The following is a 26,192-nucleotide window of genomic DNA, read 5'->3' on the forward strand; positions in this document are numbered from 1 at the left end:
GCCATGGACATCCGTATTGTAAAGAGCAGTGCGGAGCAAGCGCTCAGTGATGAGAACGCGAAGCTTGAGAATCAGATGGATGCCTGCCAGGCCCAGGTCGAAGCCGTGGGAGACATCTCGCTTGAGGGCATGGAAGGGGCTGCGGCAGAGGCGGCAACCCAGACCATTCACATGCACAAGGCGGTGGTGGAGTCACACTATTCGCTCTATGAGTCGCTGCGCAGCGCCAACGAAAAGAACAAACGCGCCGTGTCGGGTCTCTACCCGACCGAAGGGGACGTGGTGGACACGAAGGTCGCCGAACAGCGTCTTCAGGAGGCACAAAGCGAAATCGCTCGTCTACGGCAGGAAGAGCGGAGAGACGTGTCTTTTGCGCGGCAGCAGAACCAGCAGGCACAGAGAGATGGCGGCAGCGCGGAATCATTGATAGACGTGCAGTCCATCTCAGATGGCTACTCATCACTCATCGCGTCGCAACAGGAGACGGCGCAGTATTACCAAAAGTCATCGACTTGGCCAACCAGTATGACTCCGACTCGGCAGGCTTTTATGGGGAGGTTGACTTCAGCCAACTGCGTGCCGCCACGGCGTCCGTCGTCAGTTATACGACCACAGGCTCATGGGGCGATACCAGTTGGGCAGATACTGCCGACGGTGACTATAACCACTCGATTGCCGAGTATAAGTGCGAAATGGCACGTCCGTATTTGACGGATGAGGAGCTTGAGGCATACCGACAGGCCTATGAGAACGACGGCCGTCTTACTGCAGACGAGATCTATAGTGTCGACGAAGATGGGACGGGGCACTTCACGGAGAACCTCTATGCGGCGCTTGCAAAGATTCCTTCCGTCATGGTCTCAGATGCTGAGGTGGGCGAAGTTGCCAAGGCCTATGAAACAATGTGGGATCAGATGGACACCGATAGCATCGAGAGGTTTCTCGAGCTTTCCTATGTGGCTACAGGTAAGGAGCAGGATGCCTCCGGCGTCGGCCCCATGCCGGATCCAAATGATCCCACCAAGACCATAAACTCCAACCACATCTATGAGTACGTACCGTCTCCCCTGCTCTCTCGTGTCGCCGCCGCGGAAAAGGCTGACGCACGGGATTGGAACAACCGGTCGGATACGTATTGGCCGCGTATCGCCGGGTTGAACCTGATCGACTCTATGAGCCAGAAGAACGAGACGATTTGGGTCCCGGCAGATGACTGTGGGCTCGATAGTGATGGAAATGCATGGTACTCCACGGATGGCGTTGACTTTGCCCTGACGGTCATCAGAGGAAAGAACTCAGACGGCAGTGATGACAGCGCATTCATGTGCATGCTGGAGTCGAATCCTTCCTTGCACATCGATGACTCATCCTCCACAGGATCGGTTGGCATAGGGCTTGATGACCCAAGTGGGAGTGCCATGTATGAGACGGACATATACGTGTCTGGCAGTACTCCCGATGTATTGGTACTGCTGTCCCATTTGAATAATCCAAAAGCTCACCTGCAGCAGGTCACTGACCCTGCTGAGAGAGTTATGTATGGCGGAGATGGCTTTAGCGTCATGGGATCTGCAGCCAAGTCTCTGGTAGACAAGGGTGTCGACGTAGCGATTGAAAACCTGCCTGGTGGTGGGACATTGCTGACAATCATGGGTTTCGCCAAACAACTGTCAGAGAGCTACCAAAATAACCTGTCAGAAGAGCAGAAGCAGACGCTGAGTGAAGAGACGGCAGAGTCAATTCGCACGTCTGGGGCTTCACCACTCGAGGACATAGGCATTGGCACCTCATACGATGACGTGAATTTCCCTGACTTCAACAGCCCCGATGGGACGCGCAGCTATACGCTGGACAGCAATATAAATGTGTATGTCACTGACTCGGAGCAGGAGGCTATCCAATCAACGATAGATGCCTATAACCAGTCACATGGTACTTCCTATACCTACGACGACTTCATGAGCGATATGACCAACAACCCCATAGACGCACTTGTTGGCCGAGGAGAGGGACAGGATACTACTGCCTTTATTGAGTGGTCAAAGGATGTTGCTGATCTATCATATATATCGGATAGCGATGTGTCGAAAAGTGCCAACCCCAGCCAAGTAACCAATTACCAGTATATTTTAGATAAACAGCAAGGTGGGCCCTTGTCTAATAGCGTTACGTTCAGCTGGGAATAGCGATGCAACACCATACACATACTCATAGGTTTGTAGCCTTTGCGCTCCTTGTGGCTGCCGTAATAGCTGCTGCATCTGCATATGGGTTTTACGCATACCATAAGACGCAGGATCAAGGGCGCATAGATGCTGCACGACAGAGAATGGGGGCATTCTCTGAATTCGATGTTGTTACAGTGCGGGTCAATGCTTGGGGCAACGATGTGCCGGGCATACAGATGACCGATGAGACCCGTGTCTTATTGGGGGAGTTGGCTGCCGCATATAATGCCGACCCATCCACTTCGCCAAAGGTTGACCCTTCTAAGTTGGAGCGCGCATATTATGAGGACGCGCTGGAGACGTTCGGCGGCGACCCCTCCCGGGACGCCGCCCTCGCCCTGTGGCTCTGGATGGCGCGGCCGGCCGACCTGGTGTACGCGGGGGACGACCCCGTGACGGGCGCCCGCGCGGGCGCCGACGCAAATCCAGGTAGGCTGACAAACCTACAGTTCATCCATATTCGCATAAGCGACAGTAGCATAGTATCTAACGTACGCTTCAGGTGGGAGTCCGACTGACGGAGAGGTGGCCGATGGGCCCGGGCAATGTCGTCAGGCGCCACGCGGGGGCCTGCGCCCTGTTGGTGGCCGCCATCGTTGCCGTCGCCGCGGCGGCCCACGGCCTCCTCGAGGCCCGCTCCGCCGCGCGCGAGCAGGCCGCCCGCGAGGTTCGCGACGAGCGGGCCATGGTGTACGGCGTCACTGACCTGTCGCCCCTCCTCCAGGTCGACGTGGCCGGGACGGACGAGTGGGGCAACGAGGTGGCGGGCGTCGTCATGGACGACCGCTCCCGCGCGCTGCTGCGCGTCGCGGCGGAGGCCTACAACGCGGACCCCTCGACCACGCTCGAGGTGGACCCCGACGACCTCGAGCGGGCGTACCGCGAGGACGCGCTGGAGACGTTCGGCGGCGACCCCTCCCGGGACGCCGCCCTCGCCCTGTGGCTCTGGATGGCGCGTCCGGCCGACCTGGTGTACGCGGGGGACGACCCCGTGACGGGCGCCCGCGCGGGCGCCGACGCAAACGTGAGTGGGAGCATGACGAACTTGCAGTTTTGCAACTCCAGAATGTGTGGCAGCGGCCTGGTGGCTAATATGCGCTTCAGGTGGGAGGATCAGTAGCATGGAACCTGCGGATGAAGGCTCCCGCGTCTATGATGCGTTCGCCGCGGAAGCCCGCAGGAGGATCATCCAATCGGAGGATCGTGAGCAGGAGCTGGTCCGCCGTCGCGGTGTGGTGGAGGACTTCCTGGTCAAGCTCGAATACGAGCAGCGTCGCTCGGCGATGCTGCGTGAGCAGATGATGGCTGAGCTCGGCCCGTACTGTCCCCGCTCCATCTATGCCCTGGAAGACGAGGCGCGGGTGCATGCGATGCGGGCGCTGGACTCGGCCGCCAACGCATCCTCTGCCCTCGAGGCTGCCCGCAAGAGGGAGGCTGCCCACCGTGACGACCTCTACGAGGAGCTTTATCGACAGCAGCGCGTCGAGTGGGCACGGAGGGAGGACGAGAGGCGTTCCTCGTGGGGGACTAGTGCTGGGTTGTAGCGGAGGAGTTCGTCGTTTGCGCACACAAGAGGAACGTTTGGGCCTGAAGTGCGTGGCCATATCGCGCCAAACGCGGCCCGAGTGTATCGTCACGCACGATTTTCAAGCAAAAGAAGGGTCACCCCACGGCTGCGGACAGGCCATCGTGGTCCCGTGGGTCCTACGTTGTCGACCAGCATCGCGCACTTCAGGGCCAAACGTTCCTCTCGTCCCACATTCTGGCTGAGAATCCGCCACGTCGCCGTATGCGCCCTTCGGCAGGAGCCTCCGAACGCCCCCGGCCGTCTCGCGGCGACGGCTGGGAAATCGCGATACCATGGGTGGGACATGATGGACGGCGTGGCCATGGCCATGTGCGATATCGGCGGGAGAGCCCCATGCAGGACGGATTCATCAAGGTCGCGGCCCGCTCGCCGCAGGTGCGGGTCGCCGACGTGGATGCCAACGTCGATGCCTGTGTCAGCGAGATCACCGATGCCGTGCGATCCGATGGTGCCAAGCTCGTGGTCCTGCCCGAGCTCTGTGTGACGGGCTACACCTGCGAGGACCTCTTCTGGCAGGATGCGCTGCTCGACGCCGCCGAGCGCGGCCTTGCGGCAGTGGCCAGGCGCACGGCGTCATGTGATGCGCTGGTGCTGGCGGGCGTCCCCGTGCGCGCGAACGACAAGCTCTACAACTGTGCCGCCGTCCTCGCCCACGGTGAGCTCTTGGGGCTGGTCCCCAAGCGCCACATCCCCAACTACAACGAGTTCTATGAGGTGCGTCACTTTGCCGCTGGACCCTGGGATGTGTCGCACGTCCGCTTCGCAGGCTGGGAGAACGTGCCCCTTGGCACGTCCCAGCTGTTTGCCTGCGACACCCTTTCCCAGCTCAAGGTGGCCGTCGAGGTCTGCGAGGACCTCTGGGTCGCCAACCCGCCCTCCATCGCCCATGCCCAGGCAGGCGCCACGGTCATCTGCAACCTCTCCGCCTCGAACGCCGTGGTGGGCAAGGCCGACTACCGCCGCGATCTCGTGATGGGCCAGAGTGCCCGTCTGGTCGCCGCCTATGTGTACGCCAGTGCCGGATGGGGCGAGTCCACGCAGGACCTCGTGTTCTCCGCGCACGACCTCATTGCCGAGAACGGCGTGCTCCTCGCACAGGCCGACCCCTTCGGCGACGGCCGCGCCACCACCGAGGTGGACGTGACGGCCCTTGCCGCGGAGCGCCGCCGCCTTTCGACGTTTGGGTGCGCGCCCACGGCTCAGGACGCGAACTACGAGGTCACGACCTTCACGCTCGACACGGCGGAGACGCGCCTCACGCGCCGTGTCGACCCGCATCCCTTCGTGCCTGCCAATCCTGCCCGCCGCGCCGAACGCTGCGAGGACGTGTTCTCCATCCAGGCATACGGACTGGCCAAGCGCCTCTCGCACACGCGCTCCGAGTGCGCCGTGGTGGGCGTCTCGGGTGGGCTCGACTCCACGCTGGCGCTGCTCGTGATGGCGCGGGCCTTTGACATCCTCGAGCTTGACCGCTCCGGCATCCTGGCCATCACCATGCCGGGCTTTGGCACCACGCGACGCACGCACGCCAACGCGCTCGAGCTCACGGAGGTGCTGGGGGCCACCCTGCGCGAGGTGCCCATCGCCGACGCCGTGCGCCAGCACTTCGCCGACATCGGCCATGACGAGGGCGACCACTCGGTGACCTACGAGAACTCCCAGGCGCGCGAGCGCACGCAGATCCTCATGGACATCGCCAACCAGGAGGGCGGGCTCGTGGTGGGCACCGGAGACCTCTCCGAGCTGGCCCTGGGCTGGGCGACCTACAACGCCGACCACATGAGCATGTACGGCGTGAACGCGGGGGTCCCCAAGACGCTCGTGCGCCACCTCGTGCGCTACGTGGCGGACACCACCGACTCCGGCGACCTCTCGCGCGTGCTGATGGACGTGCTGGACACGCCCGTCTCGCCGGAGCTGTTGCCCGCCACGGCCAGGGGCGCCATCGCGCAGCGCACGGAGGACCTCGTGGGTCCCTACGAGCTGCATGACTTCTTCCTCTACCAGGTGCTGCGCCGTGGCTTTGCCCCACGCAAGGTGTACCGTCTTGCCCGCCATGCGCTGGGGGAGGGGACGGCGGCCGGCTATGCCGATGCCACGATCCTCAAGTGGCTGCGAACGTTCTACCGGCGCCTCTTCTCGCAGCAGTTCAAGCGCAGCTGCCTGCCGGACGGTCCCAAGGTGGGCTCTGTGGCGGTGAGCCCGCGCGGGGACCTGCGCATGCCGAGCGACGCCTGTGCCAACGCCTGGCTGCGTGAGCTTGCCGAGCTGTAGGGCCGCCGCGCCTCCGGCATTCTTAATCGAGCTTAACCCAACGCCAATGGTCGCTTAATCTACGCCTGCGACTATGGTCCCAGGCGAAGCGAGAGGCGCTTCCATACCAGGCGAGAGGTACGACCATGAGCAACGCAGATGACACGAGCCTCGAGAAGGTCGAGCTTGTCCGCTCCAAGACGGGAGTCAGCTACGAGGATGCCAAGAGGGCCCTCGAGGCGTCGGGCGGCAACGTGCTCGACGCCATCATATGGCTCGAGCACGAGGGGAAGGCACACACCGCAACGGCGAGCTACAGCACGGGTGCCACGGATGGTGGCCAGGAGCAGGGCGCCAACTCGCCCGAGATGATCCGTGCACAGCAGGAGTACCAAGAGTCCAGCAGGAAGTCCGACCTATGGGAGACGATCAAGCGCGTCCTGCAGAACGGCATCGACTACAAGTTCGTCGCCATCAGGCACGATGACGACCAGCTCATGAGGCTGCCGGTGCTCGTGCCCATCGTGGGGATCTTCGTGTGGGGGGCCACCATCTGGCTGCTGATCATCGGGCTCTTCTTTGGCGTGCGCTACCGTATCGACAAGCCGGGCGATGCGTCGCACTCGGCAAGCAAGGTGACTGAGGACGTGAACGATGCCATGAGTGGTGCCGCTGACTTTGCTGATACCATCAGGCGGGATGTGACCGACAGAAGGTAGGCATGTGCGGAGGGAGGCTGCCCGTGACGAGGGTTCTCATCGTCGAGGACGAGGAGAGGATCGCGCGCTTCCTCGAGCTCGAGCTCTTGCATGAGGGCTACGAGGTGACCAAGCTTGCCGACGGTCGCGCGGCGGTCGAGGCGGCGCTTGCCCAGGACTTCGACCTCATCCTGCTCGACGTGATGCTCCCCGGCCTCAGCGGCCTGGAGGTCCTGCGGCGCATCCGCAGGACGCGAGACACGCCGACCATCATGCTCACGGCCCGCGATGCCGTGATGGACAAGGTGGCGGGCCTCGATGCGGGGGCTGACGACTACGTGACCAAGCCCTTTGCCATCGAGGAGCTGCTGGCCCGCATCCGCGTCGCCCTCAAGCGACACGAGCCCACGGGGCCTGCGGCCGGCACGACGGGTGCCGAGGCGGGCGCGCATCTCGCGAGCGGGGGCGTGTGCCTTGACCTGGAGGCCCATGAGCTCACGGTCCGGGGCCGGGAGGTCGAGCTCACCAACAGCGAGTTCGAGGTGCTGCGTGTGCTGCTCGAGCATGCGGGCGTGGTCATGGCGCGCGAGCGCATCGCGTCCGAGGCCCTGGGCTACGAGCTCATGGGCGAGACGAACAACGTGGATGTGCATGTGGCGCATCTGCGCAGGAAGATAGATGGCATGCTCGGACGGCAGCTCATCTCGACCGTCAGAGGGGTCGGCTATGTCATCCGCGAGGGATAGGCGTCCCCTGCAGGGGGGAGCCGGCACGGGCGATGGGGGCCGCAGGCCCTCCCTTGCGCCCTCCATCGCCCGCAGCATCAGCTGGGGCTTCTGGTGGCGCCGGCTGGTCGGTTGCCTCTCGTTCGACCTGGTGGCCCTTGGCCTGTACCTGGCACACGCCCTTGCTGGGGGGCTTGCCCCCACAGGTGTCGGGGAGTTCGTCGCAACGTCGTGGGCGGAGCTGTGGCCCTGGGTCGTGCCGCTCCTCGTGGTGCAGCTCCTGTGGCCCCTTCATGCCCTCTCCGACACGCGTCGCGTGCGTCGGCAGCTCAAGCCGCTCAACGACCTCGCGCTCAGGATGGATGCGCTCGTGGGAGGCGCGTTGCCTGGCCAGGGGGCTGACCAGGGGGTGGGCGACCGCGGGAAGATGGCAAGTCTCGAGCAGGCCATCGAGCGCGCCAGCGTGGACTCGCCCCACGTGAGCACGGGCGACAGGGATCTTGCGAGCATAGAGGTGGCGCTCAACCGACTGCTCCGCCAGATGCAGGATGCCAAGCTCCAGCAGATGCGCTTCGTCAACGATGCGAGTCATGAGCTGCGCACGCCCCTTGCCGTCATCCGGGGCTACGTGGACATGCTGGATCGCTGGGGCAAGGATGACCCCACGGTGCTGGAGGAGTCGATAGCCGCTCTCAAGTCGGAGGGCGCCCACATGCAGGAGCTTGTCGAGCAGCTGCTCTTTCTTGCACGGGGCGATGCCGGCAGGAACGAGCTGCACAGGTCCCGGATGGATCTGGCCGCGCTCGTGCGGGAGGTCTGCGAAGAGTCCCAAATGATAGACGACGCCCACCAGTACCGGTTCGTTCCTGGCGCCGTCGACCCGGGGCAGCTCGCGGGCGGCCACCTTGAGGTCGAGGCCGACGAGGCCCTCGTCAAGCAGGCGCTGCGCATCATCGTGCAGAACGCGGCCAAGTATTCTCCTGAGGGCACGACGATCTCCCTGTCTGCGAGCGCCGAGGGGCCGCACGCGTGCGCGAGCGTGCAGGACGAGGGCACGGGCATGTCAGAGGAGACCGTCCGCCACGCCTTCGAGCGCTTCTATCGCGGCGAGGAGGCGCGCCAGCATGCCGAGGGCACGGGGCTGGGGCTCTCCATAGCCAAGTGGATCGTGGATCGGCATGGCGGCACCCTGTCCGTGGTGTCGAGTGCGGGCGTGGGCAGCCGCCTCACCATAGCACTGCCCCCATCGGCGGCATGTCGGTCCCATGAGCATGCCATGTGATGGCCGTGGTCCATGCATGCGATAGGACGAGTCAGAAAATCTAAGCGCGCTGTGTAAGATTTTGTATCCCGCGTGTATGAGACCATGTGTTTGGGTAGTATTCCTAACGTTGGAAAAGGCGGCTACGGTCTGGCCGTCTTGGGGTTTTGCGCCATCAGGCGCACGCAGAAGGAGGTACTTGGATATGACTCTTAAGCCGTTGGGCGATCGCGTTCTCGTCAAGCCCGCTCCCAAGGAGGAGAAGACTTCCACCGGTCTCTACATCTCCTCGGGTGCCCAGGAGAAGCCGCAGCGCGGAGAGGTCATCGCCGTTGGCGCCGGCAAGCTCAATGACAAGGGCGAGCGGGTCGTGCCCGACGTCAAGGTGGGCGACCAGGTGTACTACGGCAAGTTCGGCGGTAACGAGGTCAAGGTCGACGGTGTCGATTACCTACTGCTTCGTGCTGACGACATCTACGCCATCATTTCCGAGTAACAGGCATAACGTTTGGAGGACAAGAACATGGCTAAGGACATTGCCTTCGGCACCGATGCGCGTGCCAAGCTCGCCAAGGGCGTGAACACCCTTGCGGACGCCGTTACCACTACCTTGGGGCCCAAGGGCCGCTACGTGGCGCTCCAGCGCTCCTACGGCGCCCCCACGATCACCAACGACGGCGTCTCCGTCGCCAAGGAGATCGAGCTCAAGGATCCCATCGAGAACATGGGTGCCCAGCTGGTGAAGGAGGTTGCCACCAAGACCAACGACACCGTGGGTGACGGTACCACCACCGCGACCCTGCTCGCTCAGGTCATCGTCAACGAGGGCCTGCGCAACGTGGCCGCTGGCGCCAACCCCATCGCCATCCGCCGCGGCGTCGACAAGGCCGTCGCGGCAGCCGTCGACCAGATGAAGTCCGCCTCGCGCGACGTCTCCACCTCCGAGCAGATCGCCTCGGTGGGCACCATCTCCGCTGCCGACCCTGAGATCGGCCAGAAGATCTCCGAGGCCATGGAGGTCGTGGGCAAGGACGGCGTCATCACCGTCGAGGACTCCAACACCTTTGGCATCACCATCGACACGGTCGAGGGCATGCAGTTCGACAAGGGCTACATCTCCCCGTACTTCGCCACCAACAACGACACGATGACGGCCGAGCTGCAGAACCCCTACATCCTGATGACCGACCAGAAGATCTCGAACATCCAGGACATCCTGCCGGTGCTCGAGGGCATCCAGAAGAGTGGCTCCCCGCTGCTCATCATCGCCGAGGACGTCGACGGCGAGGCGCTCGCGACGCTCATCCTCAACAAGCTGCGCGGCACCCTCAACGCCGCCGCCGTCAAGGCCCCTGGCTATGGTGATCGCCGCAAGCGCATGCTCGAGGACATTGCCATCCTCACGGGCGGCCAGCCTGCGATGAAGGAGCTGGGCGTCGAGCTCACCGACGTGACTGCTGAGATGCTCGGCCGCGCCAAGTCGGTCAAGATCACCAAGGACAACACCACCATCGTTGACGGCGCAGGCTCCAAGGACGCCATCTCCGAGCGTGTCGGCCAGATCGAGAACGAGATCGCGAACACCGACTCCGACTTCGACAGGGAGAAGCTCCAGGAGCGCAAGGCCAAGCTGGCCGGTGGCGTTGCTGTCATCAAGGTCGGCGCGGCCACCGAGGTCGAGCTCAAGGAGATCAAGCATCGCATCGAGGATGCCCTGCAGGCCACGCGTGCGGCCGTCGAGGAGGGTATCGTCGCCGGTGGCGGCGTCGCCTTCCTGCAGGCTGCGGGGGTGCTTGAGCAGGTCGAATGTGCCGACAACGACGAGAAGATCGGCGTCGACATCATTCGCAAGGCACTGACTGCACCTGTGCGCACCATCGCTCAGAACGCTGGCTTCGAGGGTTCCGTCGTGGTCGAGAAGATCAAGGGGCTGAAGGAGGGCGAGGGCCTCGACTCCGCCAATGGCGAGTGGGGCGATATGATCGAGATGGGCGTGCTTGATCCCGTCAAGGTCACGCGCACCACGCTGCAGAACGCCGCCTCCGTGTCGTCGCTGATCCTCATCACCGAGGCGACCATCTCCGACGAGCCCAAGGACACCACCATCGAGGATGCCATCTCCCGTGCGGCCGCCGCAGGCGGCCAGGGTGGCGGCATGTACTAGGCCGTACGGCACACGCCTTGCGACGCTGGGATCCCGCACACAGGTGCGGGACCCTTTGCATTATTGTGGCGGTCCTTGGCGCCTGATGGAGCGAAATGGCCCCAAGTGCGTGCTCAGATGGGCCTGTGCGGCACGGTCACAGGGTGGTCGGCTGGCAAAAGCCCAGGATTGCCTTGGATATGCGTTCGAGGGGCTCCCCAGCCGACTCCTCGACACCCCTTGAGGGGTCCTTTCATGGGGAGCCCAGCGCGCACTTGGGGCCATTTCGCTCCCTTCCGCAGCCTTCTCGCACTGCCTCCCGGTCCCATTCCTCTTGGGGCGGCACATGGACTGGCCGGCCAGGCACATCAGGGTATCGAAGCTGCCTTCGTTCACAGAGGCGCAGGGGTATCTATGCTTGCCTCCCGTATCGGCCGCCCTTGCCGCGCGGTACCATTCCGCCATAACGTGGTGCAGCCGCACATGGGGTCGCGCTAGGATGGGAGGGACATGAGAGGAAGACTCGGCACCTGCCTTGTGGGCAGGGAGAGGGAGAAGCACATGAATCTTGCATCCATTATCGACCATACCAACCTCAAGGCCGATGCCACCAAGGCCGACCTCGTCAGGCTCTGCGACGAGGCCAAGCGGTACGGCTTCGCGAGCGTCGCCATCAATGGCTGCTGGACCGCCTCTGTGTCAGAGTGGCTGGCGGGTTCCGGTGTGGGCATAACCACTTGCGTCGGCTTCCCCCTGGGTGCGGCGGCCACGGCAGGCAAGGCAGCCGAGGCGCATCAGGCCGTCATTGACGGCACCACCGAGCTCGACATGGTCATCAATGTGGGCAAGCTGATCGACGGGGACGACAATTACGTGGTGAGTGACATTGCCGAGGTCGTGCGCATGGCCGAGGGCCGCCCCGTCAAGGTGATCCTTGAGTGCTGCCTGCTGGATGACGAGCAGATCGTGCGAGCCTGCGAGGATTGTGTCGAGGCCGGTGCATCCTTCGTCAAGACGAGCACGGGCTTCGGCACGGGCGGTGCCACCGTGCATGATGTGGAGCTCATGCGCAGGACCGTGGGAGAGCGCTGTAAGGTCAAGGCGGCGGGTGGCATTCACAGCAGGCAGGAGGCCGAGGCCATGGTGAAGGCCGGGGCCGATCGTCTGGGCGTGAGCGCCTCCATTGCCATCATTGGGGGGTAGCTCCGCATTCCCAGGCGCGCGTGGATCGCAGGCACGGGGCAAGGGTCGGCGGGCCGGACGCCAAGGCGTCCGGCCCCGACGCATTCACATGTCGTAGCCACCTATGCCCTCCTGGCGCAGAGCTCCCTGGCCACCGTGGCTCCGAGCACCACGTTGTTGTATACGAGCTGGATGTTGGCCTCCAGGCTGGCTCCGCCCGTCATCTTCTGGATCCTGTCAAGCAGATGGGGCGTGACGTCCTTGCCGTGAATGCCCAGCCACTCCGTCTCGGCCACGGCCTCGTCGATGTTCCTGCTGATCGTGTCGGCATCCATGGAGTACCGCTCGGGGATGGGATTGGTCACGAGTAGGCCACCCTCAAGGCCCAGCTCCTCCTTGGTGTGGAAGATGCCTGCCAGCTCGGCGGGGGTGTCAACCTGATAGTCAACCCCAAATTCGCTCTCGCGCGTGTAGAACGCGGGCAGCGTCTTGGTCTGGTAGCCCAGTACGGTGACGCCATGGGTCTCCAGGTACTCCAAGGTGAGACCCAGATCGAGGATGGACTTCGCGCCGGCGCAGATCACCATCACGGGCGTATGTGCCAGCTCCTCGAGGTCAGCCGAGATGTCCATGGTCGTCTCGGCACCACGATGCACGCCGCCGATGCCGCCGGTGGCGAACACGGAAATGCCTGCCAGGTGGGCGATGATCATCGTGGTGGCCACGGTGGAGGCGCCGTCCTCGCCACGCTCCACCAGCACGGGAACGTCCCTGCGGCTGGCCTTGGTGACCTTGAGGCCCCGCTTGCCCAGATGTTCGATCTCCTCCGCGCTGCAACCGGCGACGAGCTTTCCCTTGATGATGGCACAGGTGGCGGGTACGGCGCCCTGCTCGCGAATGATCCTCTCCACATTGAGGGCGGTCTCCACGTTCTTGGGGTAGGGCATGCCGTGCGAGATGATCGTGGACTCAAGTGCCACGATGGGCCTGTTGTCATCGAGGGCCTCCTGAACCTCGGGAGCGACAACCAGATGTTTCCTGAGCGCTTCCGTGTTCATGCGGTGCTCCTTCTCGATATGCCTTGTGGGAGTGCGGATGGCGTGGCTCACTGGGCCGACTGCTCGAGACGCTCCTGCACCAGCTCGGGGCTGAGCAGGGAGTTGATGGTCTCGGGACTCTCTACGCAGGTGGCGGCCGCAGCATTGCTCAGGCGTCCGATCTCCTCCAGGCTGCGCTTGTCGAGCCATCCCCATACTATTGCGGCCATGAGGCAGTCACCCGCACCGGTGGTGTTGACGACCTTGGTGGGCAGGGTCGGTATCGACAGTCGCTCATCGTCGCGGGCGCAGTAGAGACCATCCGCGCCACGAGACACGAAGACGCTCTTGAGCCCCGTCTCCAGGAGACTGCTCACCGCCCGGTCGAGCGAGGCGTCGTCGGTCACCTTGATGCCCGTGAGCGTCTCGAGCTCAAGCACGTTGGGCTTAAGGACCGTGAGCTTGCCCAGGCAGCGCTTGACCTTGGGCGCCTTTGCCGTGGACACGGGGTCGCAGAAGATGGGGACTCCCGCATGATCCACGATGAACTCGATGGAGCTCTGGGGCAGATTGGCATCGATGATGCAGGCTGTGGAGTTGTTGATGAGATGCATGTGCTGCTCGAAGAACGTGGGCGTGAGCCTTTCGAAGATCTTCATGTCGGAGATGGCCTGCGTCATGCTGCCCGTCTCGTCGGTGACATAGAGGTAGGTGGAGGTGGCGAAGTTGGGCACCGTGAGGGAGTGCGAGATGTCAATGCGGGCACCTCGACAGGCGGCACGCAGGACACCCGCATACTCATCGGTGCCAAAGGCCGTGATGAGACGAACGTCGACGCCCAAAAGCGATAGGTTATGCGCGATGTTGCGACCAGCGCCTCCGGGGGACGTGGTCACGGTGCCGGGATTGGAGTCCCTGGCGACGAGGACGTGCTCTGGCCATCCGCCGATGTCGATGTTTGCGCCGCCGATGACCACCACGTAGGGATGGTCACGTACCACATAGCGCCTGCCCAGGATGACGCCCTTGCGCATGAGGTTTGAGATGTGGACGGCCACCGAGGAGCGCGAGATGCCCGCACGCTCTGCGATTTCGGCCTGTGAGATGGAAGGATCCTCCTCGATCCATGAGAGAATCTGACGTTCCCGCTTGGTTATTGAGCTCATGTGCACCCCCATAGTTAAACAATCATAAGAACGTTAAACAAAAGTATACACATTGAATCGGATGCCGGGTGGTCTGTCAAGGCCCCTACAGGAAGAACGCACATGAGGCTTCGGTGCAGTATCATTCGCTACGATGGGTTCTGTCGTCCGGGCTGCACGTACCGGATGTCCCAGCCGCTCGTCACCGACACGTCACGTCTCACCACCGTCCTCAAGAGGCCCCGCCATGGCAAACGTTCCCACCCCCCACAACGACGCGATCGAGGGCCAGATCGCCAAGACCGTGCTCATGCCCGGCGATCCCCTGCGGGCACAGTATGTTGCCGAGCACTACCTCGAGAACGTCACCTGCTTCAACCACGTGCGCAACATGCTGGGCTTTACGGGCACCTATCAGGGTCGCCCCGTCTCCGTGATGGGCAGTGGCATGGGCATGCCCTCCATCGGTATCTACTCGCATGAGCTCTACAACTTCTATGGCGTAGACGCCATCATCCGCATCGGGAGCGCAGGGGGCATCGGCGCGGGGCTTCAGCTGCGCGACCTCGTGATCGCCCAGGGCGCGTGCACCGACTCCAACTACGCGCACCTGTTCAAGCTGCCGGGCACCTTTGCCCCCATCGCCAGCTACGACCTGCTGCGGCGTGCCGTGGACAAGGCCCAGGAGCTGGGCGTGCGCACGCAGGTGGGCAACGTCCTCTCCGAGGACGGCTTCTACGGAGGAGACCCTGAGGACACCGGGCGCTGGGCCGACATGGGCGTGCTTGCGCTCGAGATGGAGTCTGCTGCGCTCTACATGAATGCCGCCAAGGCCAAGAGGAAGGCGCTCTCACTGCTCTCCATCTCGGACCTCGTGCTCACGGGCGAGTCCTTGCCCGCGAGCGAGCGGCAGACCAGCTTCACGCAGATGATGGAGGTCGCCCTCTCGTTGGCGCTGCCCGAGGGCGCATAGGCAGGCTTGCAGCTCGGTTGCAGTTGCGCCTCGTTCGCCGACGTCAGGCGGAAAAGTGGCCGATGTTGTCGCATACTGACAGGTGTCTAGCTTGTCAGAAACATCGTAGGCCCACCTTGAGGAAGGAAGACCATCATGCACATGATGAACCGCAGGACCTTCATCGGCTCAGCGGCAGCGGCTGCCGCCCTTGTCGGCCTTGCTGGCTGCGGTGGCAGCTCCAGCGACTCCGGCAGCGATAGCTCCGCAACATCCTCCAGCTACAAGATTGAGATGGTCACGGACACGGGTGGCGTCTCCGACCAGTCGTTCAACCAGAGCTCCTGGGAGGGGCTGCAGCAGCTCCAGCAGGACAAGGGCTGGACGGTCAGCTACCTCGAGTCCAGGCAGGAGTCCGACTACAAGACCAACCTCGACAAGGCCGTCGACGATGGGGCCAACCTCGTGTGGGGCATCGGCTTCGCCATGGCGGACGCCGTGGAGTCCTGCGCCCAGACCAACCCCGACGTGCAGTTCGCCATCATCGACAACGGGTATGACGACCCTTCCGCCAATCTCACGGGCGTCATGTTCCGCGCCCAGGAGCCCTCGTTCCTGGTGGGCTACATCGCCGCTCGTGTGAGCACGTCGGGCAAGGTGGGCTTCGTCGGTGGCATCAGCTCGAACATCATCTCCCAGTTCGAGTGGGGCTACAAGGCGGGCGTCGCCTATGCCAACAAGAAGGAGGGGCTCAACGTGCAGGTGACGTCCCAGTACGCCGAGAGCTTCTCCGATGCCGCCAAGGGCAAGTCCATTGCCCAGAAGATGCTCAGCAATGGCTGCGACGTGGTGTTCCATGCCGCCGGTGGCTGTGGCACGGGCGTCATCGAGGCCGCCAAGGAGGCGGGCAAGTACGCCATCGGCGTCGATCGCGACCAGGCCTATCTCGCTCCCGACAACGTGCTCACCTCCGCGCTCAAGCTCGTCAACAAGGCCATCATCGAGGTGTCCGAGGGCCTGCAGTCGGGTGAGGACAAGGGTGGTGCCAACGTCGAGCTGGGCCTCAAGGAGGATGCCGTGGGCATTCCCGAGGATCACCACCTCTTCAGCGACGAGATCTACGACAAGGCCATCTCGTTCGAGGATCTCATCAAGGACGGGACCATCACCCCTCCCGCCACGGAGGATGACTACAACACCTTTGCAAGCACGCTGTAGTCCCTGGTAGTGCGAGTGCAAACTCCCCACCGAGAGTATGGGGCGAGACGTTCGGAGCGGTTTCCGGCGCCTCGCCCCCTTTGAGGGCGCACCGCGTCACACCTGCGAGCAGAGGGAAAGAGGGTCATGGAAGTCAGTCCCGACTACGCCGTGCAGATGCACGGCATCGTCAAGGCATTCGGCACGTTCCGCGCCCTTGATGGGGTTGATCTCGACGTCAGGAAGCGGACCATCCATGCCATCCTGGGAGAGAACGGCGCGGGAAAGTCCACGCTCATGAACGTCCTGTATGGTCTTTACCAGGCAGACGAGGGTGAGTGCTACCTCAATGGCGAGCGGGTCGACATCAAGGGGCCGGCAGACGCCATCGCGCACGGCATCGGCATGGTCCACCAGCACTTCATGTTGGTGGAGAACTTCACCGTCACCGAGAACATCATGCTGGGTGACGAGGTGGTGAGGGGCCTGGGCGTCCTCGATGTCAGGAAGGCACGCCAGGAGGTCGAGCGCATCATCAGGGAGTACGGCCTCGCCGTCGATCCCGACGCCAAGATAGAGGACATCACCGTTGGCATGCAGCAGCGCGTGGAGATCCTCAAGGCCCTCTACCGGGGTGCGGACACGCTCATCCTCGACGAGCCCACCGCCGTGCTCACCCCGCAGGAGATCGAGCAGCTGGTGCGCATCATGCGCGACCTCGTCGACAAGGGCAAGACGATCATCATCATCACCCACAAGCTCAAGGAGATCATGGCCTCCGCGGACGCGTGCACCATCATTCGCCGCGGCGTGTACATGGGCACCGTGGACGTCTCTGAGACCACCGAGGAGGAGCTTGCCTCCAAGATGGTGGGGCGCCATGTCAGCCTCACGGTTGAGAAGACGCCCGCCAAGCCAGGCGAGTTCGTGCTCTCCATCAGCGACCTGCACGTGAACGACGAGCGTGGCATACCGGCCGTCAAGGGGCTCAGCCTAGGCGTGCGCGCCGGCGAGATCGTGGGCATCGCAGGCATCGACGGCAATGGGCAGCAGCAGCTCGTGGATGCCATCGAGAACCTCGCGAAGGTGGAGTCGGGCACCATCGAGGTCAAGGGTACGAGGATCGAGAACAAGGACCCCCGTACCACCATCGACGCGGGCGTCTCGACCATTCCGGCCGACCGCCAGCGCTGGGGCCTCGTGCTGCCCTTCACCGTTGCGGAGAACTTGGTGCTCGAGCGCCACGACGAGGACGAGTTTGGCCGCGGTGCGCGGCTCGACCTCGCCGCGGTGCGGACCTTCGCGCGGGGCCTCATCGAGGAGTACGACATCCGTCCCGCCGGCTGCGAGGACCAGGTGGCCGCCGGCCTCTCGGGCGGCAACCAACAGAAGGTCATCATCGCCCGTGAGGTCTCCAACGAGCCCGATCTGCTCATGGCCTTCCAGCCAACGCGCGGTCTGGATGTGGGTGCCATCGAGTTCGTGCACAAGGCGCTCATCCGCGAGCGCGACCGCGGCACGGCCATCCTGCTCGTGTCGCTCGAGCTCGACGAGGTCATGGACGTCTCGGACACCATCGCCGTCATCCATGACGGCCAGATCGTGGGCACCTTCGAGCAGGGCAGCGTGACCGAGAAGCAGGTTGGCCTGCTCATGGCGGGGGGTGGTGCCAAGTGAGCAGGCTCATCAAGGTCCTGAGGAGGCCCATCACCGCATCCATCCTCGCCATCGTCGTGGGCTTCATCGTGGCGGCCCTCGTGCTCGCGGCTGCGGGCTATGCCCCGGGCCCGTCGTTTGCCGCGCTGTTCAACGGCGTGTTCAGCAAGCCCAAGTACATCGCCAACGTGATCATCAAGGCGACGCCCCTCATCTTCACGGGTGTCGCCGTGGCCTTCGCCTTCAAGACGGGGCTCTTCAACATCGGCGCCGAGGGCCAGTACATCGCGGGCACCATCTGTGCCGTCACCGTGGGCGTTCTGGTCGACCTTCCGGCGGTGTTGGAGGTCCCTCTCGTGGTGCTTGCCGGCACGGCGGCGGGGGCCGGCCTGGGCGCCCTCGTGGGCTGGCTCAAGGCGCGCTTCGGCATCAGCGAGGTCATCACCAGCATCATGTTCAACTGGATCAGCCTCTACGCCTGCAACTTTGCGGCCAACAGCTCCCTGCTGCACCAGCCCAACTCCACGGGCAGCCTTCCCATCAACCCCTCGGGCTACACGATGATCCTGCCCAACTGGAAGCTTTCCGAGCAGGGCATGGCAACGCTCAGGAACGTGCCTTGGCTCTATGACATGCTCGTGAGAACCGACATGAACGTGGGCATCCTGGTGGCCATCGCCTGCGCCATCCTCATCGCCTACCTGCTCACGCGCACCAAGGTGGGCTATGAGATGCGCGCCGTGGGCCTCAACCGCGATGCCGCCCAGTTCGCGGGCATCAACGTGAGCAAGAACATCGTGCTCTGCATGCTCATCTCCGGTGCGCTCTGCGGGCTCGCCGGTGCCCTCGCCATCACGGGTACCGAGCCGCATGGCATCGCTACGCTCGCGGCCTTCGAGAACAACGGCTTCAACGGTCTCTCGGTGGCCTTCATAGCGGGCACCAACCCCATCGGCTGCATTCCCGCCGGCTTCCTGTTCGCAGGGCTCATCTACGGTGGCCAGAGCGTGCAGCAGGTCATGGGCGCCCCGTCCGACATCATCAACATCATGATCGGCACCATCGTGTTCATGATGGCGCTCGCGCAGGTCGTGCCCATGATTGCCGACTGGCTCAGGCGCCGCGAGGCCAACAGGGAGCGCGCCGCTGCCACGGGCGGGGCCGACGGCAAGGAGGCGGACCATGCTTAACGGCATCCTGGTGCTCGTGGGCATCACGCTCATGTACTCCACCCCACTCGTCTTTGGGGCACTCTCGGGCGTCATATCCGAGCGCTCCGGCGTCGTCAACATCGGCGTCGAGGGCATGATGATGGTGGGTGCCTTCACGGGTGGCTGCGCCTCCTACTTCTCGGGCAATCCCTGGCTGGGCTTTCTGGCGGCAGGCGTCGCGGGCGGTCTCATCGCCACGCTGCATGCCCTGGCATCCGTCACGTTCAATGCCGACCAGACCGTCTCGGGCGTGGCCATCAACCTGCTGGCACCCGGCCTGGCCATCTTCTTCTGCCGTCGCTTCTTTGACGGCGCGGCCATGACGCCGCCCTATGCGACGCTCCCCAAGCTCTTTGGTGACAACGCCTTTGCAGGCACGCCCTGGGCCAACCTCAATGTGGACGTTACGGTGCTCCTGGGGCTCATTGCCACGGTCATCCTGTGGTTCGTGCTCTACAAGACCAAGTGGGGGCTGCGCATCCGCTCTGTGGGCGAGCACCCCGCCGCCGCGGACACGCTGGGTATCAGCGTGACCCGCATCCGCTATGGGTGCGTCATCGTGTCCGGCATCCTCGCCGGCTTGGGCGGGGCCTGCGTCACGCTGGCCATCGTCTCGCAGTTCCAGCAAACGTCCATCAGCGGCCAGGGCTTCATCGCGCTGGCAGCGGTGATCTTCGGCCAGTGGAAGCCCCAGGGCGCCTATGGTGCCTGCCTGCTCTTTGGCCTCACGCAGGCGTTGGCCATCGTGCTGGGCGGTGGGATCGTTCCAGTGCCCAGCACGATCCTGGCCATGCTGCCCTACGCGATGACCATCATCGTGCTCGTGCTCTTTGTGGGCAAGTCCGTGGCCCCCCGGGCCGACGGCGTCCCCTACATCAAGGGGAGTCGCTAAGCCCTACAATGCCAGCAAGTCATGTGCACCGCGGCTGGGGTGGGGCGCATCCGTCATGAGGGGGGGGTGACAGCGTGGCAAGCGATGCCCAACTGGTTCAGGAGGCACTCAGGGCGCGCGATCATGCCTACGTGCCGTATTCGCGCTTCTCGGTGGGCGCGGCGCTGTTGGACGCCCAGGGGGCCATCTGGCATGGCTGCAACATCGAGAACGCGGCCTATACGCCCACCAACTGTGCCGAGCGGACGGCCTTCTTCAAGGCCGTGAGCGAGGGCAGCACCGACTTCGTGGCCATCGCCGTCGTGGGTGGTGCCGCCGGGCGTCCCGCGACTCGCTGGTGTGCCCCCTGCGGCGTGTGCCGTCAGGTGATGCAGGAGTTCTGCGATCCCGAGACGTTTCGCGTGATTTTGGGACGCTCGCCGGACGACCTGAGGGTCATGCTCCTGAAGGACATGCTGCCGGACGGTTTTGGCCCCCAGGACCTGCGGCAGGCGTTTGAGGAGGAGGGGACTGTCTCATGAGGATGTACGATGTCATAGAGAGGAAGCGCAACGGCGGCGAGCTCTCCGGTGAGGAGATTCGCTTCTTCGTCAAGGGCTACGTGGCCGGAGACGTTCCCGACTATCAGGCTTCGGCGCTCTGCATGGCCATCTACTTCCAGGGGATGACGCAGCGCGAGACGGTTGACCTCACGCGCGCCATGCTTGCCTCCGGGGACGTCATCGACCTCTCGAGCATCCCCGGCATCAAGGTGGACAAGCATTCCACCGGTGGCGTTGGTGACAAGACCTCGCTGGTGGTGGCACCCATCGTGGCCTCGTTGGGCGTGAGGGTCGCCAAGATGAGCGGGCGGGGGCTGGGATATACCGGGGGCACGCTGGACAAGCTCGAGAGCATCCCGGGCCTCTCCGTGAACATCAGCCGCACGCGCTTCGAGCGCATCGTGAGCGAGGTGGGCTGCGCCATCATCGGCCAGACCGGCAACCTCGTACCTGCGGACAAGAAGATCTATGCCCTGCGCGACGTTACGGCCACCGTGGACAGCACGCCGCTCATCGCATCCTCCATCATGAGCAAGAAGATCGCGGCGGGATCCGACAGGATCCTGCTGGACGTCAAATGTGGTTCCGGTGCCTTCATGAAGACCGTGGATGACGCCATCGCCCTCGCCCGTGAGATGGTCGCCATCGGAGAGGGCATGGGCAGGCCCACCGTTGCCCTCATCACGGACATGGGTCGTCCCCTGGGCACCTGCATCGGCAACGCCCTCGAGGTGGCCGAGGCCGTGGCCACCCTCAAGGGTGAGGGGCCGCGCGATCTGACGGATATCTGCGTGGAGCTTGCCGCCAACATGCTCTTCCTCGCGGGGCTGGGTACCATAGAGGGCTGTCGTGGCTTCGCGCGCAACCAGATCGACAATGGTCAGGGCTTCCACAAGCTCAAGGAGATGGTGGCTGCCCAGGGTGGCGATGCGTCCCTTCTGGATGATGCCTTCGGACGGCTCGCCCGGCCTCGCGCGAGCCGTGAGGTGCGTGCCACCAAAAGCGGCTATCTCTATGCCATGGACACGGAGCGCTGTGGCCTCGCCTCGGTGGCGCTGGGAGCGGGGCGTGCCACCAAGGATGATACCATCGACCACTCCGCCGGCATCGTGCTCTCTGCAAAGACCGGTGCCGTCGTGGAGGAGGGCGATGTGCTGGCAACGCTCTATGCCGCCAACGACCGGCTGCTCGACGAGGGTGAGCACGCGTTGCGTGCGGCATTCGACATCCGTGCGGAGCAACCTCGGCCCGTCCCCCTCTTCCTCGCGCGCGTGACGATCGATGGTGTGAGGCGTGCCGGGGCGTAGCGCAGGGGCGCGCGTGCTAGAATGGGCGCTCGATTGGACCTGGGGAGAGGAGGGGCATGGCCGAGCGGCATGACATGATAGATGACCTCATCGACATCCGTGACAACTGGTCGTCCGTCTCTCACCCCTTGGGGAGCATCGGCGACGTCCTCGATCCCAACCAGGAGCGCTTCGACCCCTCCTCCTACAAGGAGAGGCCCCGCGTCAACTCCATCTTCTGCCTGCAGTGCACGGCCCATTCGCTCGTGAGCGAGGAGCGGTCCTATGATGCCTGCCACCGGTGCCAGGACATCTGTCCGGTGGATGCCATCGACATCCAGAAGGCCACCGTTCGCGTGGGGGACACCTGCCGCAAATGCGGCCTCTGCGTGATGACGTGTCCCACAGAGTCGTTCATCGTGCAGAGGGTGATGGCCAACCAGCTCTTCGAGCGGATCGTGCGCGCCGCCGGCTCACATGAGCAGTGCTATGTCACCTGCACGCGTGCCCTGGGCAGGCTCGGGCGCATGCCCCGCGACAACGAGGTCGTGCTGCCCTGTGTGGGCGATGTACCGCGCGAGCTGTGGTTCTCGGTGCTCGCGGATCACGACAACGTGAACGTGTACCTACCGCTGGGCATCTGTGACCGCTGCCGCAACACCACGGGCGAGGAGGCCTACACCACCGAGATCGCGACGGCGGAGGAGTGGTCGCAGGCTTCCGTCGGCCTCGAGGTGGATGCCAGCGCGCTCAATCACGAGCAGACCCGCGCCTACAAGCGGGCCCAGCTCATGGCCGACATCGCCCGTGCCGGTCGTACGACCGTGTCGGCGGCAAGCCCCGCGCTCTCGGGCGCACAGGCCATCGCCAAGCGCATCAGGAACCATGCTGACCAGCTCTACAGGATGCAGCGCCACCTTGAGCAGGCGGTGGGCGACAAGACCTTTGCCAGCCGTCGTCGCATCCTCACGCAGAAGCGCAAGGCCGTGCTGGGCATGGTGCAGAACCATCCCGCCCTCGCGGGTCGCATGCGCCTCGAGGTCCCCGCCTGTGACGCCACGCGCTGCACCATGTGCGGGGACTGTGCTAGGGAGTGCCCCACCAACGCCTGCGACCTGGATGCTCATGGGCACTTCTCCGTGCAGGCGGCCTACTGCGTCAACTGTGGGGCATGCGTGGTGGTGTGTCCGGAGGACGCGCTCGCCCTGCATCCCTGCGACCCGAGCGAGCTGGTGGTGCGCGACGAGGATGCCGAGCGCAGGAGGCGCGAGGCCGAGCGGCGGCGGGCGGCCCTTCAGAAGGCTGCGCGCACGGGCAAGAGGCAGGCGCGGCGCGTGCTCGATAGCCTGGAGGGCAGGGCGAGCTAACGGGATGCGAGACGTCCTTGGACAGACGGAGATGAGAACGTGGCACTTTCCATCGGCATCGTGGGCCTCCCCAACGTGGGCAAGTCGACCCTCTTCACGGCCCTCACCAAGAGGGGTGGCCTGGCGGCCAACTATCCCTTTGCGACCATCGATCCCAACGTGGGCATCGTGGACGTGCCGGACGACCGGCTACAGAGGCTGGCCGACATCGTGCATCCCGCGCGTATCGTCCCAGCAACCGTCGAGTTCGTGGATATCGCCGGTCTGGTGAGGGGTGCCAACGAGGGGGAGGGCCTGGGCAACCAGTTCCTCGCCAACATCCGCAGCTGCGATGCCATCTGCGAGGTGGTGCGCTACTTCTCCAATCCCGACGTGGTGCACGTGGATGGGCGCGTCGACCCCGATGCCGATGCGGACACCATCCAGACCGAGCTCATCCTGGCCGACCTCGGTTCGCTCGAGCGCTCTGTGTCCAAGCTCGAGAGGGATGCCAAGCGTGACAGGGGACTCCAGCCGCGCCTTGCCATTGCCAAGCGCCTGCAGGGGTGGCTCAACGAGGGCCATCGTGCGGCCGAGCTGGACATGACGGACGGGGAGCGCGCCGCTGCGCACGACCTCTTCCTGCTCACCATGAAGCCCCTGCTCTATGTGGCCAACGTGGATGAGGACAAGGTGGCCGGGACTCCCGCGCCGCTGGACGGGCAAGCGCCGATTCCCATCTGCGCCGAGGTGGAGGCCGAGCTTGCGGACCTCGACGCCGATGAGGCCACGGAGTACCTGGCATCCCTTGGCCTTAGGAGGAGCGGCCTAGAGACGCTGGCCCAGGCGGCCTATCGCCTGCTGGGGCTGCAGAGCTTCTTTACGGCCGGCCCCAAGGAGGTGCGGGCGTGGACCATACGCATCGGCGCCAAGGCGCCCGAGGCGGCCGGTACGATCCACTCTGACTTCGAGCGTGGCTTCATCAAGGTGAACACCATCAGCTACGAGGACTACGTCACCCTGGGCGGCGAGGCCGGCGCTCGTGAGGCGGGCAAGCTGCGCATGGAGGGCAAGGACTACGTGGTCCAGGAGGGTGACGTGATGGAGTTCCTGTTCAACGTGTAGGGGCGCCCCTGCCCATCCGTGCCGGATTCTCCCTCAGTACGTGTCCGTTCCCAAGATGACGATGACGTCGCTTGATGTGTTGTAGGTGCCATCGTTTTCCTCAGGCGTTATGGTGCCGCCCAGGGTCTCGGCGACGCCGAGGGCGGCCGCATGGCCCTTCTGACCGTTATAGATGATCTTGGTGGTCGTGGACGTCCGTCCCAAGCTGCCCGGCGTGGCCGTAAAGCCCCTTTGGGTGAGCCGACCTGCCACCGTGGCGGCGGCGCCATTCGTGGTCGTGGCGTTGAGCACCTGTACGGTTCCCGTATACGTTGCGGTCGTCTCGCTGCCCGAGCTGGTGGACTCCGTGTTCTCGTACTGGGCCGCCTCATCGCTCGATGAGGCGGCGACGCCTGCCGTGGGATCCTCGCTGCCATTCTCATAGGGGGGCAGTCCCTGGTCAACACGCTGCATCATGGTCTTCCACGCGGTCGTGTCGCAGATCTCGTACCACGTGTTGTTGGTGTAGTGCGAGGTCGTGGGCTCCATGCCGCTCATGATGTCCTTGTCGGTGTCCATGCCTTTGAACTGGGCGGCGAGCGAGACGATGGAGCTCACGTCCATGTCGGTGTGAACCATCTCGGCCATGGCGGATACGGTGTTGGCCATGGTGGCAGGGTCGCTTGCGAGGACCTTCTGGGCCACGGCGGTGATGACGGCACGCTGGTTCTTGGCGCGGTAGGCATCACCGTCTCCGTAGTTGTCGTAGGCGTGGCGTGCGCGGCAGAGCAGGGTGGCCGTGGCGCCGTCGAGGGTTTGTTCGCCTGCGGGGAGGTCGAGACCGGTGTAGTTGGGATCCTTGACGGGGACGCCCAGATCGACGGTCACACCGCCCACGGCATCCACCACCTTGGCCATGCCGTCCATGTCCACTTCGGCATAGTGCGAGATGTTGACGCCCGCAAAGTTCGATATGACCTTCGTGGCGTAGCTGGGCCCACCGAAGGAGTAGGCGGCATTGATCTTCTGCGTGCCATACGAGTCCATGGTGACGGCCGTGTCGCGGTGGATGGAGACCAACGTGACCTTCTTGTTCTGCGGGTCGATGCGAACGAGCATGATGGAGTCCGAGCGATAGGCGCCATCATCCGCGCCGTAGTCGGCGCTGTCCGCGCGCTCCTCGTCCTTGTCCACGCCTAGGAGCAGCATGTAGAAGGGCTGCCCACTCTCCGTGGGGGTGAGGGTGCTCTTGAGGTTGTCGTCGATGCCCTCGTTGAGGTTGGAGTTGATGGCGTGGAGCCAGGCAAAGGCGCCCGCGGCAATCACGACGACCAGCACGGCAAGTGCGATGGCAGCATTACGTACGATGCGACCGTGGACTGCCTTGCGGCGCTTGCGCGCATAGTGCGATCCTGACAGGGCACTTCGACGCGACAGGGAATGCGCATCATCCATGAGGTGCGTGAAACTCTTTTCGGTGCGTGCCAAGAGGCTACCTCCGTGAACGCCAAGCTGGCAGAATCCGAAACTGCTTATGTCATACCTAACATGCATATGATAGAGGTGTCCGCCCCACACCGCACGAAGTTCATATTGGGGCCCACCTGAGCTGGCATGAAGCTTGCCGATGCGGCGCCGTCCGTCGACCGTGTCGGCCCGTCTCCCAGGCCCATGCCCGTTCGTCCTTGCGTGTGGGTGCCATTCGCTTGCGTGTGGGCGCCCTTTGATTGCTGTGGGTGCTTTTCT

General features: G+C 64.0%; 24 protein-coding genes. 21 read left to right on the top strand and 3 right to left on the bottom strand.

Annotated features, from left to right (window positions below):
* Positions 1-3: 3 nt before the first annotated feature.
* The 12 genes from HMPREF1316_RS11955 (at position 4) to deoC (ending at position 12,099) form a co-directional block, all read left to right on the top strand.
* Positions 4-711, top strand: a complete 708-nt coding sequence (locus HMPREF1316_RS11955) for a hypothetical protein (RefSeq protein ID WP_021727198.1) — start codon at positions 4-6, stop codon at positions 709-711.
* Complete coding sequence (locus HMPREF1316_RS11960; protein ID WP_021727280.1) at positions 693-2,186, top strand: hypothetical protein; 1,494 nt, start codon at positions 693-695, stop codon at positions 2,184-2,186. The genes HMPREF1316_RS11955 and HMPREF1316_RS11960 overlap by 19 nt, the downstream gene beginning before the upstream one ends.
* 218 nt (positions 2,187-2,404) lie before the next feature.
* Entirely contained in the window at positions 2,405-2,746 is a 342-nt protein-coding gene (locus tag HMPREF1316_RS14585; protein WP_198009695.1) for a hypothetical protein, read from the top strand.
* A gap of 14 nt (positions 2,747-2,760) precedes the next feature.
* Entirely contained in the window at positions 2,761-3,348 is a 588-nt protein-coding gene (locus tag HMPREF1316_RS11970; protein WP_021727209.1) for a hypothetical protein, read from the top strand.
* A gap of 1 nt (position 3,349) precedes the next feature.
* Positions 3,350-3,772: a hypothetical protein gene (locus HMPREF1316_RS11975; protein ID WP_021727278.1), complete on the top strand. Its 423-nt coding sequence runs from the start codon at positions 3,350-3,352 to the stop codon at positions 3,770-3,772.
* A 377-nt stretch (positions 3,773-4,149) separates the two neighbouring features.
* A complete protein-coding gene (locus HMPREF1316_RS11980; RefSeq protein WP_040652465.1) occupies positions 4,150-6,090 on the top strand; it encodes an NAD(+) synthase in 1,941 nt (646 codons plus the stop codon).
* A gap of 125 nt (positions 6,091-6,215) precedes the next feature.
* On the top strand, positions 6,216-6,788 hold the full coding sequence (locus HMPREF1316_RS11985) for a DUF4342 domain-containing protein (RefSeq protein ID WP_021727298.1): 573 nt from the start codon (positions 6,216-6,218) through the stop codon (positions 6,786-6,788).
* A gap of 23 nt (positions 6,789-6,811) precedes the next feature.
* Positions 6,812-7,513 (top strand): response regulator transcription factor, encoded by a 702-nt coding sequence (locus tag HMPREF1316_RS11990; protein WP_021727311.1) that lies wholly within the window; start codon positions 6,812-6,814, stop codon positions 7,511-7,513.
* The gene (locus HMPREF1316_RS11995) at positions 7,494-8,774 is read left to right on the top strand and encodes a sensor histidine kinase (protein WP_021727215.1); all 1,281 of its coding nucleotides are present in this window, start codon (positions 7,494-7,496) and stop codon (positions 8,772-8,774) included. Before HMPREF1316_RS11990 ends, HMPREF1316_RS11995 begins: the two co-directional genes overlap by 20 nt.
* A 184-nt stretch (positions 8,775-8,958) precedes the next feature.
* The gene (locus HMPREF1316_RS12000; RefSeq protein ID WP_021727313.1) at positions 8,959-9,249 is read left to right on the top strand and encodes a co-chaperone GroES; all 291 of its coding nucleotides are present in this window, start codon (positions 8,959-8,961) and stop codon (positions 9,247-9,249) included.
* Positions 9,250-9,276: 27 nt separating this feature from the next.
* Positions 9,277-10,917, top strand: a complete 1,641-nt coding sequence (gene groL, locus HMPREF1316_RS12005; RefSeq protein WP_021727255.1) for a chaperonin GroEL — start codon at positions 9,277-9,279, stop codon at positions 10,915-10,917.
* A 540-nt stretch (positions 10,918-11,457) separates the two neighbouring features.
* The gene (gene deoC / locus HMPREF1316_RS12010) at positions 11,458-12,099 is read left to right on the top strand and encodes a deoxyribose-phosphate aldolase (RefSeq protein WP_040652533.1); all 642 of its coding nucleotides are present in this window, start codon (positions 11,458-11,460) and stop codon (positions 12,097-12,099) included.
* A gap of 101 nt (positions 12,100-12,200) precedes the next feature.
* On the opposite strand, the gene HMPREF1316_RS12015 is transcribed toward deoC, so the two are convergent.
* Together HMPREF1316_RS12015 and HMPREF1316_RS12020 are read right to left on the bottom strand one after the other, a co-directional pair.
* Positions 12,201-13,136: a pseudouridine-5'-phosphate glycosidase gene (locus tag HMPREF1316_RS12015; protein ID WP_021727228.1), complete on the bottom strand. Its 936-nt coding sequence runs from the start codon at positions 13,134-13,136 to the stop codon at positions 12,201-12,203.
* A gap of 47 nt (positions 13,137-13,183) precedes the next feature.
* On the bottom strand, positions 13,184-14,281 hold the full coding sequence (locus HMPREF1316_RS12020) for a PfkB family carbohydrate kinase (RefSeq protein WP_021727208.1): 1,098 nt from the start codon (positions 14,279-14,281) through the stop codon (positions 13,184-13,186).
* Positions 14,282-14,507: 226 nt separating this feature from the next.
* On the opposite strand from HMPREF1316_RS12020, the gene deoD reads away from it, so the two are divergent.
* From deoD to ychF, 9 genes are all read left to right on the top strand, one after another.
* Positions 14,508-15,233 (top strand): purine-nucleoside phosphorylase, encoded by a 726-nt coding sequence (gene deoD, locus HMPREF1316_RS12025; protein ID WP_021727297.1) that lies wholly within the window; start codon positions 14,508-14,510, stop codon positions 15,231-15,233.
* Between the two features lie 144 nt (positions 15,234-15,377).
* On the top strand, positions 15,378-16,430 hold the full coding sequence (locus HMPREF1316_RS12030) for a BMP family ABC transporter substrate-binding protein (RefSeq protein ID WP_040652539.1): 1,053 nt from the start codon (positions 15,378-15,380) through the stop codon (positions 16,428-16,430).
* Between the two features lie 126 nt (positions 16,431-16,556).
* Positions 16,557-18,086: an ABC transporter ATP-binding protein gene (locus HMPREF1316_RS12035; protein ID WP_021727221.1), complete on the top strand. Its 1,530-nt coding sequence runs from the start codon at positions 16,557-16,559 to the stop codon at positions 18,084-18,086.
* Entirely contained in the window at positions 18,083-19,255 is a 1,173-nt protein-coding gene (locus tag HMPREF1316_RS12040) for an ABC transporter permease (protein WP_021727299.1), read from the top strand. The genes HMPREF1316_RS12035 and HMPREF1316_RS12040 overlap by 4 nt, the downstream gene beginning before the upstream one ends.
* Positions 19,248-20,168 carry an ABC transporter permease gene (locus tag HMPREF1316_RS12045; protein ID WP_021727217.1) on the top strand — a complete coding sequence of 307 codons (921 nt, stop codon included), beginning with the start codon at positions 19,248-19,250 and terminating at the stop codon, positions 20,166-20,168. Before HMPREF1316_RS12040 ends, HMPREF1316_RS12045 begins: the two co-directional genes overlap by 8 nt.
* 74 nt (positions 20,169-20,242) lie before the next feature.
* Entirely contained in the window at positions 20,243-20,689 is a 447-nt protein-coding gene (locus tag HMPREF1316_RS12050; protein ID WP_021727232.1) for a cytidine deaminase, read from the top strand.
* Positions 20,686-22,017, top strand: a complete 1,332-nt coding sequence (locus HMPREF1316_RS12055) for a pyrimidine-nucleoside phosphorylase (RefSeq protein ID WP_021727268.1) — start codon at positions 20,686-20,688, stop codon at positions 22,015-22,017. Before HMPREF1316_RS12050 ends, HMPREF1316_RS12055 begins: the two co-directional genes overlap by 4 nt.
* A gap of 56 nt (positions 22,018-22,073) precedes the next feature.
* The gene (locus HMPREF1316_RS12060; protein WP_021727172.1) at positions 22,074-23,363 is read left to right on the top strand and encodes a 4Fe-4S binding protein; all 1,290 of its coding nucleotides are present in this window, start codon (positions 22,074-22,076) and stop codon (positions 23,361-23,363) included.
* A gap of 39 nt (positions 23,364-23,402) precedes the next feature.
* Positions 23,403-24,467 (top strand): redox-regulated ATPase YchF, encoded by a 1,065-nt coding sequence (ychF, locus tag HMPREF1316_RS12065; RefSeq protein WP_021727258.1) that lies wholly within the window; start codon positions 23,403-23,405, stop codon positions 24,465-24,467.
* A 33-nt stretch (positions 24,468-24,500) separates the two neighbouring features.
* Here the strand turns inward: ychF and HMPREF1316_RS12070 are convergent, their stop codons facing one another.
* Complete coding sequence (locus tag HMPREF1316_RS12070) at positions 24,501-25,901, bottom strand: LCP family protein (protein ID WP_040652540.1); 1,401 nt, start codon at positions 25,899-25,901, stop codon at positions 24,501-24,503.
* Positions 25,902-26,192: the final 291 nt, after the last annotated feature.

Source organism: Olsenella profusa F0195 (genome assembly GCF_000468755.1).
Classification (GTDB): Bacteria; Actinomycetota; Coriobacteriia; order Coriobacteriales; family Atopobiaceae; genus Olsenella_F; species Olsenella_F profusa.